Raw genomic sequence first — 18,692 nt, 5'->3', positions numbered from 1 at the left:
AGACTTTTAATTTTTCGTCTCGTAAGTGCCCACACAGATTGTCTGTTTCTTCTTTTTAAAGAGCTGACAGCGTTTTAATTTACTTTACAATTTCTTGTTTCAGTTTGCTGTCTCAAGGGCTGCGTATACTACGCTACACCTTTTTATTCGTCAAGATCTTTTTTTAAAATTTTTGACCTTACTCACTAACACGACCTTTGTCTGCTTGTCGCTGACGCCGTGTCAGTGGATGCGCATTATAGGCACTTCTTTTTTTTTGGCAAGTGATTATTGCAAATTTATTTTTGTTTGTCTTTTTTTTACACAAGATGAGCTAAAAACAAACTAAAACGATACATTTTGTAGCAATTTTACCTTTTCAATCTTTATTCTACGATTAAATTCTTTAATAAAAGAAAAATCGAACTACAAAATTTAAAATAACTATCTTTAAAATAACTATCCGAGAGCCATAGCTATTTGCTTTTATACATTCAGCTATATAGTCGTACTTTTTATTCTTTTCGATATTCTCTCATCATAAATAGAATAGCAAATATAGTTGTATTATAAATTAATGTACTATTTTATTGATTAACAATCACATCATCCATCTTTAAAAATATACAGCATTTAAATTAACCGCTGTAGTTCTATCATAATTCTGCTTTAATCTTTTTCGGTAAATCAGCTAAACTATCAATTAACCAATCTGCTTGTGCTAACGCCTCTTCAGTTATTTCATCACCGGTTTTAACTAATACTGTTTTTTTAACCCCGGCTCGTTTTCCTGATAACAAGTCAGAAACCCTATCACCAACCATATAAGAATTTGCAATATCGATATTGAGTTCTTTAGCGGCAGATTGAATCATACCAGGACTTGGTTTGCGACATTCACATTCATCCACTAGTGGATCATGAGGACAATAATAGACACCATCTAAATCAACACCACGATCTTGTAGTGACCAATCCATCCATTCAGTTAAGGTATCAAACTGCTCTTGAGTAAATTTATTTCTAGCAATTCCTGATTGATTAGTGGTAATAACTAATAGAAAACCCATCTTTTTCAATTCTTGCATTGCATCAATCACACCATCAATAAAGTGAAATTTATCAATAGTGTGCACATAATTATAATCTATATTAATTGTCCCATCTCGATCTAAAAATATAGCTGGTTTCATGTTTAATCATCTTCCTTTTATATGGATTCTTTTCTAACTTTATATAGGATATTATTGATTGACTTAGATGTCTAGACGTCTTAATATTTATCTATTCATATTTTTGTTGTTATATATCATGATAAAATTAGAACATATCTCAAAAACATTTGAGCAAAATAAAACCATTATTCATGCCTTAAAGGACATTTCACTACATGTTCCAGAAGGTAAAATTTATGGTGTGATTGGCAAATCAGGAGCAGGTAAAAGTACATTAATACGTTGCGTAAATCTGTTAGAAAAACCAACTAGTGGAAAAATATTTTTTGATAACCAAGATATCACCCATTTATCTAATCGAAAGTTAATTGAAGTTCGTCGAAAAATTAGCATGATTTTTCAACATTTCAATTTACTTTCCTCAAGAACGGTATTTGATAATATCGCCTTTCCTCTTGAACTCAACAGAACCCCTAAAGCGGTCATTAAACAAAAAGTAAATGAACTTATTGATCTTGTTGGTTTAAGTGAAAAAGTGAATGTTTATCCAGCTAATTTATCTGGTGGACAAAAACAACGCGTCGCTATTGCTAGAGCACTAGCCAGTGATCCAAAAGTATTATTATGTGATGAAGCAACGAGTGCTCTTGACCCAGAGACAACCCGTTCTATTTTAGAATTATTAAAAGATATCAACCAGAAACTAGGCTTAACCATTTTATTAATCACTCACGAGATGGATGTAGTTAAACAGATTTGTGACCAAGTAGCAGTAATTAGTAATGGTGAGTTAGTTGAACAATCTTCAGTTGGCGAGATGTTTTCACATGCAAAAACGGATATTGCAAGACAATTTATTCAATCAACTTTGCATCTTACAATTCCAGATGATTATTTAGCTAGACTTACACCGGAACACAAAGAAGGACTTAATCCGCTGGTTCGCATGGAGTTCACAGGAGTGTCGGTTGATTTACCATTACTGTCTCAAATAGCTAAAGAATTTGAAGTTGATAGTAATATTATTAGCGCTCAAATGGACTATGCTGGCGGTGTTAAATTTGGCTTAATGTTGACAGAAATGAAAGGCAAACAAAAAAGTACTGCATCGGCAATTGCGTTTTTAGAAAAGAATAATACTAAAGTCGAGGTGCTAGGTTATGTCTGATTTTCTTCCATCATTTAAACCATTTGAATCCCTATTTCATTATTTAGCTCAACATAGTTTCTGGGCAGATATTGTTGCTTTTTGTTCATCATTTAATGGCTTTAATGAAGCAATGCTGTTTAAGATTGCACAAGCAACAGATGACACCATTTATATGGTTTTCTTATCAGGCTTGTATGGAATACTGATTGGACTGCCATTAGGTGTAATTTTATATGTAACCCGAAAGGATAACATTCTTGAGAACTATATTATTCATAATATAGTTTCATTTGTTACAAATATATTTCGCGCCATTCCTTTCATTATACTAATCGTGTGGATAAAACCATTCACAATGGAAGTAATGGAAATTACTACGGGACAAAGTACCTTTTTAGGAAGACAAGGTGCTTTAGTTCCACTAAGTATTGGGGTAGCCCCTTTAATTGCAAAAATGATTGAAAATGCATTACTTGATATTTCCAAAGGATTAATTGAAGCTGCTCGTTCAATGGGCGCAACACAATTACAAATTATCTATAAAGTTTTACTTCCTGAATCATTACCGATAATTATTAATAGCATGACAATAACTTTAATAACATTAACAGGTTACATAGCTTTAAGTGGAGCGGTAGGTGCTGGAGGTCTTGGCCAACTTGCTCTTCAATATGGTTATAATAGTTATAAGCCTGCTATAATGAACACAGTTGTTATATTATTAGTTATATTTGTATTCTTGATTCAATTTATTGGCAATAATATTGTTAAACGCGTTACCCACCATTAATCATGGAGAGAATTATGTCTATAAAAAAATTAGCACTAATAACCACACTGGTAAGTGCATTCTTCTTAACCGGTTGTGATAACAAACAAACAACTGCAACTGACAACAAACCAGCAGACCCAACTAAAGTCACAACTCTTAAAGTTGGTGTAATCTCTGGTCCTGAAGAAGAAGTAGCTGAAGTAGTTAAACAACAAGCGAAAAACCTTTATAATTTGGATGTTGAACTTGTCATTTTCAATGATTATGTCACACCTAATCAAGCTTTAAATGATGGTTTAATTGATATTAATGCTTTTCAACATAAACCATATTTAGACGAACAAATCAAAGAACGTGGCTATAAACTCTCTGTGGTTGGTAATTCTTTTGTTTACCCTATTGCAAGTTATTCACACAAATTAAAACCGATTGATAATAGCAGTGAAACAGGCGAAGGGGTAAAAGTAACTTCTCCTCGTGGTGAAACATTTTTTATTCCAGCTAATTCAACCATTGCTATACCTAATGACCCTACTAATTTAGGCCGTGCATTACTTTTATTACAACATGAAGGGTTTATTACTGTCGATAAAGCAAAAGGCTTACTACCGACTGTACTTGATATTACTAGTAACCCATACAATTACAAAATTGTAGAACTTGAAGCACCAATGCTTCCTCGCTCACTTGATGATTCACAAATCGATTTAGCTATTATCAATAATGCTTTTGCTGGACAAGCAAATTTAACCCCAAGTAAAGATGGTGTTTTTGTTGAAGATAAAGAATCACCTTATGTAAACATCATCGTTTCGCGTGAGGTTGACAAAGATAATGAAAATGTAAAAAACTTTGTTAAAGCATACCAAACTGATGCTGTAGCTAAAAAAGCCGATGAAATTTTCAACGGTGGCGCAATTCGTGGTTGGTAATCCTAAATTAGCAAACTATAATCAACTCACTCTCATCGACTATTGTCGATGGGAGCTGATTTAAAACAATTACACAATAATTTAATAATGACACCGCAATTTGAGCCAATTGGCATCATTTACTCACCCTATACTGAAAAATTTGCTGTACCACGCCAACCGAATCTTGTAACAGCAGCTGAAGGTGAACTACATTTGCTAAATAGATTTAATGATCCCATGAGTATTAAGGGATTAGAACAGTTTTCACATATATGGTTATTATTTCACTTTCATCATATTGATACTAGCAAACAAAAACTAACCGTCCGCCCACCTCGTTTAGGTGGCAATAAAAGTTTAGGTGTATTTGCAACAAGATCACCATTTAGACCCAATAATATTGGGCTCTCAGTCGTTGAATTACTAGATATTATTGTTGAAAACAAGCAGGTGATATTAAAACTAGGTGGATTGGATCTGGTAAATGGTACGCCGATAATTGATATAAAACCCTATTTACCTTATTGTGATAGCCATCCAGAGGCAATAGCTGGTTATGCTCAACAACTTCCAACACAAAAACTTAAGGTAACATTTTCATCTAAAGCTGACATATTTTTACAAAGCCAAACACAGAATTATCCACAACTAAGTGAACTAATTGAACAAGTCATTTCTCAAGATCCGAGGCCAGCTTATAAACAAAAAAGTCTTCATGAGCAAAACTACGCGATTACCCTATATCATTTCAATATAACTTGGAAAGTATTAGGACATGAGGCCATTGTGGAAAATATTCACATAATTAGTTAATCATACAGATACTCTTATAAAAATAACTTATTGATGTCGTATGCAGAATATTAATCGATCTATTTGTAAAGATAATTTACAAAAAAGTTATGCGAAACCGATAATATTAATTTGGTGAGTTGAAATTATTTTGATAAATTAACTACGGGTTTAATTCCCTATATTTCACTTTGCCACTAAAATTTTATAACTTTAGTGGCCCTTTTATAAATCAATGATAATTATTACTTTTCTTGTTTCTTAACTCTGCTATATCAATAGCATCGAATAGATAATGTTTACCACAATAATCACAATGAATATCAATCTTACCATCATCTTCATTGAGAATATCATCAACTTCGTTAGCTGGTAATGTCATTAAGCTATCTTCGCAACGTTGTCGTGAACAACCACACTTAAACACAATATCATGCGTCTCAAATAAACGAACTTCTTCTTGATTATAAAGACGATATAATATCTCATCAGTTGGCAATTGGAATAACTCATCGCTAGTGATAGTCTCCGTCAATGCACAGAGATGTTCAAATGATTGTTCAATATCTTCATTTGCCGGTAATACTTGTAATAAAATACCTGCTGCCATCGGTTTGTTATTATGAACCCCTGTCTTGACAAATAAACGGGTAGGAAGTTGTTCAGATTGCATAAAGTAATTTTCTATACAACCAATTAAAGTGTCCTTTTCAAGACCAACAATACCTTGATAACGCTCTCCTTTTTTAGGTGTTATGGTAATGACAATATAGCCGTTACCCACCATATCTTTAAGAGTAGCATTATCTGCAATTTCACCATTAACTCGTGCAACGCCACGTAGTTGCTGCTCATTGTTACCATTTACTACCGCTAATGTCAGCGGACCATCGCCTTGTAATTGTACCGCTATATCACCATCAAATTTTAAAGTCGCGGTTAATAAACTGGTTGCTACTAACAATTCACCTAATAAATTTTGTACAGCTATAGGATAAGTATGGTTTTCTAAAATTGCTTGGTAGGTATTTTCAAGTCGAGTAATCTCACCACGAACCGAATGATTATCAAATAAAAACCGATTTAAAGTATCCATATTAATTCTTGTCGCCTTGTTGTCTATCATATTTAAATTTAATTAATGTTCGCCGCTCTTTTTTATCTGGTCTTCGATCAGGATGCGGCATAGTTAATGCATTAAGTTTTCTAGCCTCAGCAATATTTTCTCGTTTGGTTATGCTTTCTAAGGTCTCTTGGTAAAGATATTCTGCTTCTCTAGCCGGCCTACGTTGATCACTAATAGCTAAGACACGAATTGTTTTTTGTTCATTGCCCTGTCTAAGGGTTAATATAGCACCAACTTCAACAATTTTGCTTGGTTTTGCTCGTTGACCATTATAGTGGACTTTGCCACCATCAATCATATCGCGAGCGATGGAACGAGTTTTATAAAACCGAGCCGCCCATAACCATTTATCTAATCTTACTAGATACATCGTTTCCTCATTTAAAACTAAATAAATCTCAAAACAGATATAAGGATAATTTTATTAAAATCAATGTTGTGAATGAATTGAATACTCATTATCATTGGTAAAAAATGTCCCAGATAGGCTAAATGGTGAAATTTCACCATGTAAATCAACACGATAATTTGATGATTCAGGCGAAGTTTCAACTAACTTCCATCGATTTAACAGTTCGCTAGTAATCCCTTTAGCAATAATATGTAATGATTCAAACTCGGTTTGCAAAGGATTTATCGTTGCGGTTGCATCAAGCTGACCACTATTAATTAATGCGCTAAAACTTAATAATGCTCGATGCTGACTATCAAAATTCACCGATAAATTAGGATATTTAACCGCAATTTTATTAATTGTTGCATCATTAGCTTTAAAAAATAACGAGCCTGAATATATGCCAAACTTTTTATCTTCCACTAACCTAATATTGGTTCCAGAAACATTAAAATCTGTGAGATTAAATGGATAGTCAGACTTAGTGCTGATTAACGTACTTGGCAAAACAGTTAGCTGATCAATATCAACTTGATTGAATATATTAGGTAATAACCGTTGTTTTAAGTCATCAGGTAACTGATAATTAATACTGGCTAGTAATAATGTTTGTAAATGTAATACATTGTTTTTCCAGTTACCAGTTAAATGGACATTACCATCACTCCACCCTGCGACCGCTTTTAAAATGTCTACTTCATCATCTTTGCAAGATAGTTGCAGTAATAATGATGAAAATATTTCATCAAACCACACAACATTATCAGCACTAATAATGAAATTACTTTGCTGTAACTGCCACTGATTATCATAACCAATGTTAGTTACCTCCATATTACCCTTTTCTATTACTAAATTAGGTAATTGAATATTACTATCAAATATCGAAAATTCTTGTAATTTGAATTTTGGCAGCTCAGACAAATAGCTGTTTAAATCAGTCTCATTATTAGCATTAAAATGTATATTATTTAATTTTAATTGTGCTATATCCAAACTACCATCTGCTAGCATTTTTAATTTGCTAACAAAAAAACCATTATCAATATTACCACCTAAATTAGTAATTGAAGTTATACCATCACGGTAATATCCTTGTAATAACACATTATCTACAGCCTTTTGCTTAAACAATACTTGCTGGGCAGTAAAATCAAATTGATATGGTTGTTTACTCGGCAAATCAAACGGTTTTATACCACCATTAATTTGTTGTAACAACAAGGGGGCTTGAGCATTATTCAATGAAAATTTTAAGGTTGTGTTATACAACCGTAACATATTTGCTGTAAAATTCGATTCGCTGATTTGAGAACCATCTAGCGTGGCATCAATGAGATTGATATAGTTAAAATGATGAAGCTGCCACAAATTTTGCTTATCAAAACCAATGATTAATTTGCCAATATTAGCTACTTCTTGCTGATCTTTTTTTACCAATAAATTATCAACGCTTAACTCATAAAAATTAGCAAAGGAATGATTTATTTTACCAATTGTAATAGAATAGGCACCCAGCTTTGATAATTGTTGGCTTACTATTTTGGCACCAAAATTGGTTTGTAATAAAAAATAGCCAACTACAATTAACAACCAGAAAATCGAAAAGAGGATGATTAAACTAAATCGTAATCGTCTCATAAATAAGCTAAATAGTTATAATGAAGGGTTGAATTGTATTACGATACCCGATTTTGACTAAAATAGCACTTGATTTTGCTATAAATGATTTGTTGTTAAACCAGTTTTGAAGTTAATATATAACTAAAGCCAATTGTAACATTAGAATAACAAAGCAAATTAATAATTTACCTCTCTTTTGATTAAGATGAACATTTGTTATTCTTTTTATTTACTATATATATAGGAAAAAACCGAAATGAAACAGATCCCAATGACAGTAAAGGGAGCCGAATTATTACGTGCAGAACTTGAAGAACTTAAAAATGTAAAAAGACCTCAAATTACTGCCGCTATTGCTGAAGCTAGAGCACACGGTGATTTGAAAGAAAACGCTGAATATCATGCTGCGAGAGAGCAACAAGGATTTTGTGAAGGTCGTATTCAAGAAATTGAAGGTAAATTGTCGCAAGCACAAATTATCGATATCACTAAAGTTAAAAATACCGGTCGCATTATCTTTGGTGCTACCGTCACAGTAGTAAATATTGATACCGATGAAGAAACAACTTACCGAATCGTTGGCGACGATGAAGCGGATTACAAACAGAATTTAATTTCAGTTAACTCTCCAATTGCTCGTGGACTTATTGGCAAGGAAGATGGTGATACAGTACAAATTAAAACACCTGGTGGCGATGTTGAATTTGATATTGTTAAAGTTGAATATATTTAATTAAACTGTTGCAAAAAAATAGGGCGATTAGCCCTATTTTTTATTTTGGTAGTGTAATTTTTTTCTCTTCACTCGGTCTGTATATCGTAAAAATAGAACCCACCTGTTGTACAGCTAAAGCTTTTGTTTCGCGGATGATTGCTTCACAAATTAGCTTTTTAGTTTCACGATCTTCAGCGGATACTTTAATTTTTATTAACTCATGGAAATTTAAGGCATTTTCAATTTCAGCTAGCACGCCTTCGGTAAATCCATTAGCCCCAATCATCACTATCGGTTTTAAATGATGAGCTTCACTTTTTAAATACTGTTTTTGTTTATTCGATAAATTCATTAATTTTTTATCACATTAAGTTGTAATTTTGCTATTCTACCCTTATATATATTTGTAATCAATTGAAGTGACCTCATTACATTAAGGATTTATTCTCTGTGAGTAACAAAAAACGCTCAGCAAGCTCTACTCGTTGGCTTAATGAACATTTTAACGATCGTTTTGTGCAACAAGCACAAAAAAAAGGCCTGAGATCCAGAGCATGGTTCAAATTAGAAGAAATACAAAAAAGTGACAAATTATTTAAACCAGGAATTACTGTGGTGGATTTAGGCGCTGCACCAGGAGGATGGTCACAATATGTTGCATCTCTCATTGGCAATAAAGGGCGAATTATTGCCTGTGATTTATTGCCAATGGATCCTATCGTTGGCGTTGACTTTTTGCAAGGTGATTTTCGTGATGAAGCGGTATTAAATGCCCTACTTGAGCGAGTTGGTGAAGAAAAAGTACAAGTTGTTATGTCCGACATGGCACCAAATATGAGTGGACAACCCGCCGTTGATATACCTAGAGCTATGTATTTAGTTGAATTAGCATTAGATATGTGTAAAGACGTTCTTGCTCCAAATGGTAGTTTCATCGTTAAAGTATTCCAAGGTGAGGGATTTGAAGAGTATCTAAAAACAGTAAGATCACTGTTTAAAACAGTCAAAATTCGCAAGCCAGAAGCCTCGCGCGCACGGTCTCGAGAAGTATATATTGTAGCAATGGGGATGAAGTAGCCAGCCGTACAATTTTGTAGTACCATACTTGGTTAATTTTAGTCGTAACTATTAATTTTATGAGAGGTTTTTCTTTTGAACGACATGGTAAAGAATTTACTGATCTGGGGTGTTATCGCCGTCGTATTGATTGCTGTTTTTAGTCAATTCAGCTCAATATCCAATAGCGGTCCTCAAGTCGATTACACCAAATTTAATGCGGATGTAACGGGTGGCAAACTGAAAGAAGTGCATATTAATGGCCGCGAAATTGTTGCTACCACCAAAGGGAGTAATAATTATGTTACTTATATCCCTTATTTAGATGAAAAGTTAGTTGATAACTTGGTGCTAAATGATGTTGCGGTCTATGGCAGCCCAGACGAAAAACCAAGCTTATTAGTTAACATTTTAATCTCGTGGTTCCCGATTATTTTACTACTTGGTTTCTGGTTCTTTATCATGCGCCAGATGCAAGGTGGTGGTAAAGGTGGACCAATGTCGGTAGGTAAAAGTAAAGCTAAAATGTTAACACCTGACCAAGTTAAGACTAAATTTAGCGATGTTGCAGGCAGTGAAGAAGCGAAACAAGAAGTTACCGAAGTTGTCGATTTTTTACGAGATCCTGGAAAATATCAAAAACTTGGTGGTCGTATTCCCAAAGGTATTTTAATGGTTGGACCGCCAGGTACTGGTAAAACATTACTAGCTAAAGCCATCGCTGGTGAAGCAAATGTACCTTTCTTTAGTATTTCTGGTTCAGACTTTGTTGAAATGTTTGTTGGTGTCGGTGCTTCACGTGTCCGTGATCTATTTGAACAAGCCCGTAAACATTCACCATGTATTATCTTTATTGATGAAATCGATGCTGTGGGTCGTAAACGTGGTGCCGGCTCAATGGGGGGTCATGACGAACGCGAACAAACTCTTAACCAAATGTTAGTTGAAATGGATGGTTTCGAAGCTAATAGTGGCATTATCATTATTGCTGCAACCAACCGTGTTGATATTCTAGATCCAGCCTTACTTCGTCCTGGTCGTTTTGACCGCCAAGTACAAATTGGCTTACCGGATATGAAAGGTCGTGAACAAATTCTAGCTGTTCATGTGCAAAAAGTACCACTCGGTTCTGATGTTAATTTATCGGTGCTTGCTCGTGGTACCCCAGGTTATTCTGGTGCAGAATTGGCAAACCTAGTCAATGAGGCCGCACTATTTGCAGCTCGTCGTAACAAGCGTTTAGTCACTATGGACGAATTTGAAGAAGCTAAAGATAAGATCAACATGGGTACAGAACGACGTTCGTTAACCATGACACAAGAGCAACTTATCTCAACCGCTTATCATGAGGCTGGACACGCCATTATCGGTTATTTAATGCCTGATCATGATCCAATCCATAAAGTGACTATCATCCCGCGTGGCCGAGCATTAGGAGTAACATTCTTCTTACCTGAAGGTGATCGAGTTAGTGAAAGCCGAGAAAAATTAGAAGGTGATATCGCCACACTATATGGTGGACGTCTTGCCGAAGAACTGATTTATGGTGTTGATAAAGTTTCAACTGGTGCATCAAACGATATTAAAGTTGCCACTCAATATGCCAGAGCAATGGTTACCCAATGGGGCTTTTCTGATCGTTTAGGTCCGTTATTTTATGAAATGGATGATAATTCGTCTTATGGCCGACCAAAAGATATCTCTGATGAAACTGCGCGAATTATTGATGAAGAAGTTAAAAAAATAATCGATCGTAACTTTGAACGAGCACGTAAAATTTTAACTGAAAATATGGACGTACTTCATGCGATGAAAGATGCATTAATGAAATACGAAACCATTGGCGCAAAACAAGTTGCTGATTTGATTGCTCGTAGACCAATTACTGCTCCAGAAGATTGGAGTGAAAGTGATGAACAAGCAACAAAAGAGATACCAAATGAGGGAACAGACATACCACCTCAATCAGAAAATTAATTACGACTAAATCTAAAACGCGCTTCGGCGCGTTTTTTATCATCCAACAGCAATTAATTTTGTAAAATAATAAACCAGTACTAACAATCATACTTCAGCATTACAACAGTGCAATTAGCATTAAAAATATTAATAAAATAAGGCCTAAAATCATGGAAATTCGTTTTCAAAATCACGTAATGGATCTCTCTTTTCCTCAAGTAATGGGAATTGTTAATATGACGCCAGATTCTTTTTCTGACGGCGGTAATTACAACAATCTTGATGATGCTATGCGGCGAGTTGATAATATGATTCAAGCTGGGGCAACCTTTATTGATGTTGGCGGAGAATCAACTCGACCTGGTGCTGCTGATGTTTCAACCAGTGAAGAACTTGATCGAGTTATACCGCTAGTGGAAAAAATTGCTCGCTATTTTGACGTTTGGATTTCAGTTGATACATCAAAACCAGAAGTCATCACAGAAGCCGCCAAAGCTGGTGCACATTTAATTAATGATATTCGGGCTTTAACTTTACCAGGGGCATTACAAGCAGCTCAACAAACTGAATTACCAGTATGTATTATGCATATGCAAGGTGATCCCAAAACAATGCAAAATGCACCTCACTACCAACAAGATATCTATCAAGAAGTTGATTCATTTTTTGCTGAACATATCCAACGATGTGTAACTGCTGGCATTGCTCGGGAAAAAATCATCCTTGATCCAGGCTTCGGGTTTGGTAAAACGTTAGCCCATAACTATCGTCTATTGGCTACACTGGAAAGATTCCATCACTTCAATTTGCCAATTTTGGTTGGCATGTCAAGAAAATCGATGATCGGACAAGTGCTAAATGTTCCCCCTAAAGAACGTGTATTAGGTAGTGTTTCTTGTGCAGTTATTGCAGCAATGAAAGGAGCGCAAATTATCCGTGTTCATGATGTCAAAGAAACCTTCGATGCCATGCGAATAGTGCAAGCCACATTAGCAGAACAAAATCTATAAAATAGCCGGTATAGATGTAAAAAATATTAAGGAGTCTATACCATTAACTTGCAAATAATATTTCTGTTTTATTACTAGCAATCGAATAACTTCAAAGGTAGGTAAATTCCTACCTTACCTATATTACAATAGTGTTTATCTTCCGAATGGCGCTGGTAAATTAAATTCAATAATTTAAAAAATTGAGAATAATCTTGTAAAAAATATTGAGGAGTCTATACCACCATTTTACTTTTTTAATAAGCTACACTTTTACAATTTAAGATATATCATTTAAAGCGATTAATATCTGCGATGAAAGTTAAATAATGATGGTAAATGTGTTTTTAACTAACCAAAATCGCTATAAATATAAACAATCCTATATAATTATTATTCATAAACGCTTTAAAACAATTTTTTCTATCACGGTCTTTGATTAACCATTGTTGATAAATAAATAGCAATAAAACAATGATTAAACCAATATAGTAAAATTGCTGAAAATGATTATTTATGCCGATAAGTGCTAGGCAAATTAAGGTGATGAGTTGCAACAATCCAATAATAAACTTGTCATAATGACCAAATAGGATAGCAGTGGACTTGATACCTATTTTAAGATCGTCATCGCGATCAACCATAGCATATTCGGTATCATAAGCTATTGTCCAACATACATTAGCTAGACACAGTAACCAACAAGTTATCGGAAATTGAGCTATTGTTGCCGCGTAGGCCATCGGAATTCCCCAGCTAAAGGCAATGCCTAAAGTCACTTGGGGTAAATGTGTGTAACGTTTCATAAATGGATAAATCATTGCTGTGATTAATGCAAAACCAGCCATTAACCAAGTTAATTTATCCAAAGTAAGCAATAAACCAAGCGCAATCAGCAGTAATACGAATAAAGTGTATAAGGCATTTTTTTCGCTTAATGCGCCACGAGCGAGAGGACGATTCTTAGTGCGTTCGACTTTACCATCAAAATGCCGATCAGCGTAATCATTAACCACGCAGCCAGCAGAGCGCATCACGATTACGCCAACAACAAACACAACAACAACATGAATAGATGGCGTAGATGTAGCAAGCCAAATCGCCCACAATGTTGGCCAAAGTAGTAGTAAGCAACCAATTGGCTTGTCTAATCGCATCAGTTGTAAATAAGCTAACATAGATTGTCATTGTCCTGAATCATAATAGGCGGATTATACCTGTTCGTTAAAAAGCTGCAAACAACAGCTATCAATGCATATTTTGGCTTAAATAAATGAGCGCTTTATTTGCTATACAATCAGAGTTATACCATTTGCAAATATTGTTCAGCAATAATCGCTAATGCTTGATAAAATAGACTGACTTGATTTTGTTTTAAGCAATCCAAATACATTGGTGACCAATTTAAAAGGTATTCGGTCATTAATTGCTGTGCAGCAGCAAATTGCTGCTTTTCTAGTAGTATCGCATATGCCATTAACATCAATCCAAACTGATCTTCTGGCTCATTCATACCCGTATCAAGAGTCAACCCTTGCTGCTGTAAAAATTCCCGATAGCGTTCTTGTGATTCACCCATTAGTAGTTTTTCTTGATCTAAATAGACTGAACCCCATGGTGGCGCCGACATAATGCCTTGCCCTTCAAATAATAGTGAGAATTGATATTCTATTTCTGCATGCTGTATCTGAGTAGTCAAGATTTGGCATTGTTCTGTTACTAATTGTTGGTTTGGCCACTTTGCTAACTGATCTAGCTGTAATAATCCATCAATTAAACCAGTGACTTGTTTACTGGTAGGCGGATAATAAAAAAAAGCGCCTAATAATTTCGCCAACGTGATAGAGGTCAGGTTATCCAAATTATTCAATCCTATAATGATTAGCCAATTAATTATGCCATTACCATCAACTACCGCACAATTAAACGGTTATCATCCACAAATTATAAAAAGTAATACGTCCGCAAATTTCTGCGATAAATACACCAATAAAAGCCAATAGATAAATCATTGTCTGATGTTGCTTTCTTAAAATCGCAAATAAAACCAATGTGATAGAAATAATTAATAATGCGCACTGTGCTATTATCCAGCAATATTGATTAGAGGTTAAGTCTGGAGCAATTTCACTCATTAGCTTTAAGTAAGGCATTTTTAATAGCAGAATCAGTAAACTACCAATAAAAAAAGCGCAATAACCTACTCGATATATTCCTAACCAAGTAACAGCAATTCCTCCCAATACCAACATCGCAGTATACATTTGTATCGCGGTATAACAACTATTCCACGTTTTTATTGTTGCTAACATATAGGTTAATACGATGGTCCAAACAAAAAATAGGCTTAAAATAACCAAGATCATAGCCAATAAATAGTTTAAACGCGGTATACGGTTAATTTTTTGGCACAGAGGTTTGATGATTTGTAATTTGGTACTATTTGGATACAAGACAAAATAGTTAAGCAAGACAAAAGCAAATGTCATAGCAAATAATAAGCCAAAGGTAAAAATTTCATTACTCATTGGTGAACGGCCGATACCAAAAATCACATTGAATGCTCGTAATGGTTGACCTAAGTGAAATGATGCAATCGCCATACCTATCGCCATGAAAATTAACGCTACTGCATTAATTTTTTGAGTGATAGCCAATTTATTTTTTGAACGATAAACAAGATAAAACAAACCACTAAGTAGGATCATTCCTGCGGATAATTGCCCAAATATCGTAAAAAATACCAGTGGAAGTTCATGCATACTAAACCTCCTCTGGATTAAGCACTTTACCAAGTGAGTCACCCGATGCTTTAGCTTGCGCATGTGGCTTTATCACGATACTTGGTTTGGTTAAATCTGAACTAGGTAACGGAGCAATATCGCACTCATCACCATAACGTTGACGCAAGATATTAATGTCATCAAAATCTAAAGCGCGTTGAGGACAAGACTCAACACATACAGGTTTTAAACCTTGCGCTACACGTTCATAACAACCATCACATTTAGACATTACCTTTTTTTGATGATCATATTGTGGTGCTCCGTAGGGGCAACGCATTTCACAATAACGACAACCAATACATACATCTTGATTTACTACAACTAACCCATCTTCTTGGCGTTTATGCATAGCACCAGTTGGGCAACCTTGTACACAGGTTGGTTCTTGACAATGATTACAAGAGATCGACAAATAATAGGTAAATGTATCATTTTGCCAACATCCATCTACTTGCGCCCATGTACCACCGCCATATTCATAAACACGGCGGAAATGAACACCAAGCGCATTATCTTTTTCATCTTTACAACTTACTTGGCAAGTTTTGCAACCAGTACATTTGGTAGAATTAATATAAAAACCATATTGCATTTAAACCATCTCCTTCCGATTAAGATGCCGACGGCATAGCTGCTATTGGTTTAATTTCAACCAAATTGGTATGCTGAGGATTAGATTTAGCAAGCACAGAGGGTCGTAAGGAGGTTAAACGATTAATGCAACCACCAATATCAATGCCAGCAGCATTAGTCTTGGCCCATAATCCTTGCGGAAGAGCGATAATTCCCGGTAGTATCCGTGGTGTCACTTTAGCTGGAATGTAAAGTCGACCGCGGTCATTATAAACTTCAACCAATTGACCATGCTTTATCTGTCTTTGTTCAGCGTCCATTGGATTAATCCAGAGACTACTAGCTACCGCTTCTCGCAGTTGCGGAAGATTACTATAACTTGAATGACAATGCCCTTTGATATGAAAACCGATTAATTGTAATGGATATTTCGCTTGTGTTTGCAGGTCTTCACTGCCCTCTATTGCCGGTAAATATGCCGGTATAGGATAAAGTTTATCATCGTCATCAAACTCCCATTCATTGGCAATTTTGGCTAATGCTTCTGAATAAATTTCGATTTTACCTGACGGCGTATTTAATGGATTTTTTATTGGATCATCGCGAAAAGCTTTTAATCCGATCTGTGCATCGCTATCAGCTAATTTACGATCAACAATCCCCATTCCATCTGTTTCGGCAAAAGTCGGTAAATTAGGATTGAGCTTACGCATTTTTTCATAACTATAAGCAATCCAATCATCTTGACTCCGACCTTCAGTAAATTTATCTTTAACTGCCATTTTTGCTGACAATTCTGTCAAAACCTCATAAGCAGGACGATTTTCCCAAAGTGGTTTTATTGCTCGTTGCAAACGAATAAAATAATGATAAGCACCTGATGCATATGAATTATTGATTAAATCATTACTCTCTACAGATGAAACATCCGGTAACAGTAGATCAGCATATTTTGCTGAAGCAGTCATATGGGTATCCCAAACTAAAATAAATTCACATTTCGATTCGTCTTGTAAAATTTGGTGAGTCCGATTGAGATCGGCGTGTTGATTACCAATAACATTGCTAGCATAGCTCCAGATAAATTTAATACCCACATCTAATTTATCTTTACCTTTTATATAAGAATTTTTCGCAGTCATGCTTAACGGTTCATCAATTGCCTTCGTCCATAAAAAGAAAGGAATACTGGTTTTAACCGGGTTAACCATATTCAAGCCAGGCACAGGATAAGTTACGCTACCACCCCAAGTACCAATGTTAGTCCCACGCTTACCAAACTGACCGGTGATAACCGGTAGGATCATAATCGCCCTTGTAGTATGCTCACCATTTTGCCAGCGCTGTGGCCCCCAACCTTGTGAAATCCATGCTGCTTTAGCATTAACAATATCTAATGCCAACTGCCGAATTTGTTTGACTGGAATGCCGGTTTTTTTAGCTGCCCATTCAGGCGTTTTTGCGGTTCTGTCGTGCCCTAGTCCCAAAATATAAGATTTGTAATCGCTAAAAGGCGGAGCACTATCAGGTAATGTATCAGCATTCCAACCCACACAATATTGGTTAAGCATCGCCTCATCAACACGATCTTCTTCAAGCAACGCATAAATGATTGCAGCGACTAACGCAGCGTCAGTACCAGGAATAATCGGCAGCCACTCAGCATTAAAACCCACCACACTTTCACTACGGCGTGGATCAATAATAATTACCCGTGCTTTACTTTGTGCTAATGCAGTATATAACTCAGCAACCTGTCCACCACCCGACATTCTAGTTTCAGCAACATTATGTCCAAACATCACAACTAGATCAGAATGTTTGATTTGGTCTAGCAACGACTCTTTAGCATTACCATATATAAAAGGTTGAATAGCAGTGATCTGTCCACTTGAATAATCACCATGATAATTCAGGTGACCACCGATACAACTTAAAAATCGCTTACAGGCATTACGACCTGAGATATTTGCCCCTGTCGTACCCGTACCATATTGGTAATAAATAGCTTCATTGCCATAGCGATTAATAGTATATTTGAGTTTTTCTGCTAATAGATCGATAGCTTCGTCCCACGAGATGCGTTTAAATTTGCCTTCACCTCGTTTACCGATTCGTAGCATTGGATATTTTAGCCGTTCCGGATCATAGGTACGCCAACGCACAGCTCGTCCACGCAGACAAGGACGGATTTGATGTTGACCAAAGACCGCATCATTAATCCCATCTTCAGCAGATATTTTAGTAATAATATCGTTTTTAACATGTACTTTTAACGGGCAACGACTACCACAGTTAACTAAACATGCACTATAAAAAATCTTTTCTTGATTCGTTGGATTAGGTACCGAGGTCTTGGCAAGATCTGCCTCTGGTGTGGCATAAGCAAAAGGCAATTGTAAATCATTGGTTAATGCGGCCACACTGCCGATTGCCAATGATTTTTGTAAAAAATCGCGCCGAGTTATCTGATTATCTGACTTGCTCATCCTATTCGCTTATTTATATTTGGCATGTCATTATCATAATACTATAGTTAAGATTATAAAACAGAAAAAAGACTAAAATCGAAATTAACTTAAAATAAATTAATGAAATAAGAATTATTATCAATAAAAAAATGGCTTTGTTTTTTATTATAAATTTAATTTCATGCATCTTAAGGAAAGATTGGTATAATAAGCCCATT

18 protein-coding genes are annotated in these 18,692 nt (G+C 35.3%); 8 read left to right on the top strand and 10 right to left on the bottom strand.

Going from position 1 to position 18,692, the window contains the following annotated elements; all coding sequences use genetic code 11:
* Positions 1–635: 635 nt before the first annotated feature.
* Positions 636–1,172, bottom strand: coding sequence for a D-glycero-beta-D-manno-heptose 1,7-bisphosphate 7-phosphatase (gene gmhB / locus H3T83_RS09200; protein ID WP_065614160.1), 537 nt, complete (start codon positions 1,170–1,172; stop codon positions 636–638).
* 118 nt (positions 1,173–1,290) lie between these two features.
* Here gmhB and metN point away from each other — a divergent pair, with 118 nt between their 5' ends.
* From metN to tsaA, 4 genes are all read left to right on the top strand, one after another.
* Positions 1,291–2,322: a methionine ABC transporter ATP-binding protein MetN gene (gene metN / locus H3T83_RS09195; protein WP_065650716.1), complete on the top strand. Its 1,032-nt coding sequence runs from the start codon at positions 1,291–1,293 to the stop codon at positions 2,320–2,322.
* 112 nt (positions 2,323–2,434) lie between these two features.
* The gene (locus H3T83_RS09190; protein ID WP_086320161.1) at positions 2,435–3,094 is read left to right on the top strand and encodes a methionine ABC transporter permease; all 660 of its coding nucleotides are present in this window, start codon (positions 2,435–2,437) and stop codon (positions 3,092–3,094) included.
* 14 nt (positions 3,095–3,108) lie between these two features.
* A complete protein-coding gene (gene metQ / locus H3T83_RS09185) occupies positions 3,109–4,008 on the top strand; it encodes a methionine ABC transporter substrate-binding lipoprotein MetQ (protein WP_086320157.1) in 900 nt (299 codons plus the stop codon).
* An 87-nt stretch (positions 4,009–4,095) separates the two neighbouring features.
* A complete protein-coding gene (gene tsaA, locus H3T83_RS09180) occupies positions 4,096–4,803 on the top strand; it encodes a tRNA (N6-threonylcarbamoyladenosine(37)-N6)-methyltransferase TrmO (RefSeq protein ID WP_232351147.1) in 708 nt (235 codons plus the stop codon).
* 211 nt (positions 4,804–5,014) lie between these two features.
* Here the strand turns inward: tsaA and hslO are convergent, their stop codons facing one another.
* From hslO to H3T83_RS09165, 3 genes are read right to left on the bottom strand one after another with little or no spacing between them, the layout of a single operon-like run.
* Positions 5,015–5,908: an Hsp33 family molecular chaperone HslO gene (gene hslO, locus H3T83_RS09175; protein ID WP_086361984.1), complete on the bottom strand. Its 894-nt coding sequence runs from the start codon at positions 5,906–5,908 to the stop codon at positions 5,015–5,017.
* Positions 5,880–6,278: a ribosome-associated heat shock protein Hsp15 gene (hslR, locus tag H3T83_RS09170; protein WP_065578171.1), complete on the bottom strand. Its 399-nt coding sequence runs from the start codon at positions 6,276–6,278 to the stop codon at positions 5,880–5,882. The genes hslO and hslR overlap by 29 nt, the downstream gene beginning before the upstream one ends.
* A gap of 60 nt (positions 6,279–6,338) precedes the next feature.
* Positions 6,339–7,943 carry a hypothetical protein gene (locus tag H3T83_RS09165; protein ID WP_198215594.1) on the bottom strand — a complete coding sequence of 535 codons (1,605 nt, stop codon included), beginning with the start codon at positions 7,941–7,943 and terminating at the stop codon, positions 6,339–6,341.
* A gap of 238 nt (positions 7,944–8,181) precedes the next feature.
* Here H3T83_RS09165 and greA point away from each other — a divergent pair, with 238 nt between their 5' ends.
* Positions 8,182–8,658 (top strand): transcription elongation factor GreA, encoded by a 477-nt coding sequence (gene greA, locus H3T83_RS09160; RefSeq protein ID WP_065578173.1) that lies wholly within the window; start codon positions 8,182–8,184, stop codon positions 8,656–8,658.
* A 40-nt stretch (positions 8,659–8,698) separates the two neighbouring features.
* On the opposite strand, the gene yhbY is transcribed toward greA, so the two are convergent.
* Positions 8,699–8,992 carry a ribosome assembly RNA-binding protein YhbY gene (gene yhbY, locus H3T83_RS09155; RefSeq protein ID WP_086320154.1) on the bottom strand — a complete coding sequence of 98 codons (294 nt, stop codon included), beginning with the start codon at positions 8,990–8,992 and terminating at the stop codon, positions 8,699–8,701.
* A gap of 98 nt (positions 8,993–9,090) precedes the next feature.
* Here yhbY and rlmE point away from each other — a divergent pair, with 98 nt between their 5' ends.
* From rlmE to folP, 3 genes are all read left to right on the top strand, one after another.
* The gene (gene rlmE / locus H3T83_RS09150; protein WP_065578175.1) at positions 9,091–9,717 is read left to right on the top strand and encodes a 23S rRNA (uridine(2552)-2'-O)-methyltransferase RlmE; all 627 of its coding nucleotides are present in this window, start codon (positions 9,091–9,093) and stop codon (positions 9,715–9,717) included.
* Positions 9,718–9,792: 75 nt separating this feature from the next.
* Entirely contained in the window at positions 9,793–11,673 is a 1,881-nt protein-coding gene (gene ftsH / locus H3T83_RS09145) for an ATP-dependent zinc metalloprotease FtsH (protein ID WP_370528026.1), read from the top strand.
* Positions 11,674–11,825: 152 nt separating this feature from the next.
* On the top strand, positions 11,826–12,665 hold the full coding sequence (folP, locus tag H3T83_RS09140) for a dihydropteroate synthase (RefSeq protein WP_198215592.1): 840 nt from the start codon (positions 11,826–11,828) through the stop codon (positions 12,663–12,665).
* Positions 12,666–12,991: 326 nt separating this feature from the next.
* On the opposite strand, the gene ubiA is transcribed toward folP, so the two are convergent.
* The 5 genes from ubiA to H3T83_RS09115 form a co-directional block, all read right to left on the bottom strand.
* Entirely contained in the window at positions 12,992–13,822 is an 831-nt protein-coding gene (gene ubiA, locus H3T83_RS09135; protein WP_198215591.1) for a 4-hydroxybenzoate octaprenyltransferase, read from the bottom strand.
* Positions 13,823–13,947: 125 nt separating this feature from the next.
* Complete coding sequence (locus H3T83_RS09130) at positions 13,948–14,481, bottom strand: molecular chaperone (protein ID WP_198215590.1); 534 nt, start codon at positions 14,479–14,481, stop codon at positions 13,948–13,950.
* Positions 14,482–14,566: 85 nt separating this feature from the next.
* On the bottom strand, positions 14,567–15,406 hold the full coding sequence (locus tag H3T83_RS09125; RefSeq protein WP_198215589.1) for a DmsC/YnfH family molybdoenzyme membrane anchor subunit: 840 nt from the start codon (positions 15,404–15,406) through the stop codon (positions 14,567–14,569).
* A 1-nt stretch (position 15,407) separates the two neighbouring features.
* Entirely contained in the window at positions 15,408–16,022 is a 615-nt protein-coding gene (locus H3T83_RS09120; RefSeq protein ID WP_086364079.1) for a DMSO/selenate family reductase complex B subunit, read from the bottom strand.
* A gap of 19 nt (positions 16,023–16,041) precedes the next feature.
* Positions 16,042–18,492 (bottom strand): DMSO/selenate family reductase complex A subunit, encoded by a 2,451-nt coding sequence (locus H3T83_RS09115; RefSeq protein ID WP_198215588.1) that lies wholly within the window; start codon positions 18,490–18,492, stop codon positions 16,042–16,044.
* Between the last annotated feature and the right edge of the window lie 200 nt (positions 18,493–18,692).

The organism is Gilliamella sp. M0320, assembly GCF_016101635.1.
GTDB classification, from domain to species: Bacteria; Pseudomonadota; Gammaproteobacteria; order Enterobacterales; family Orbaceae; genus Gilliamella; species Gilliamella apis.
The sequence above is the reverse complement of the archived record's forward strand: the minus strand, read 5'-3'. Positions and strand labels throughout refer to the sequence as shown.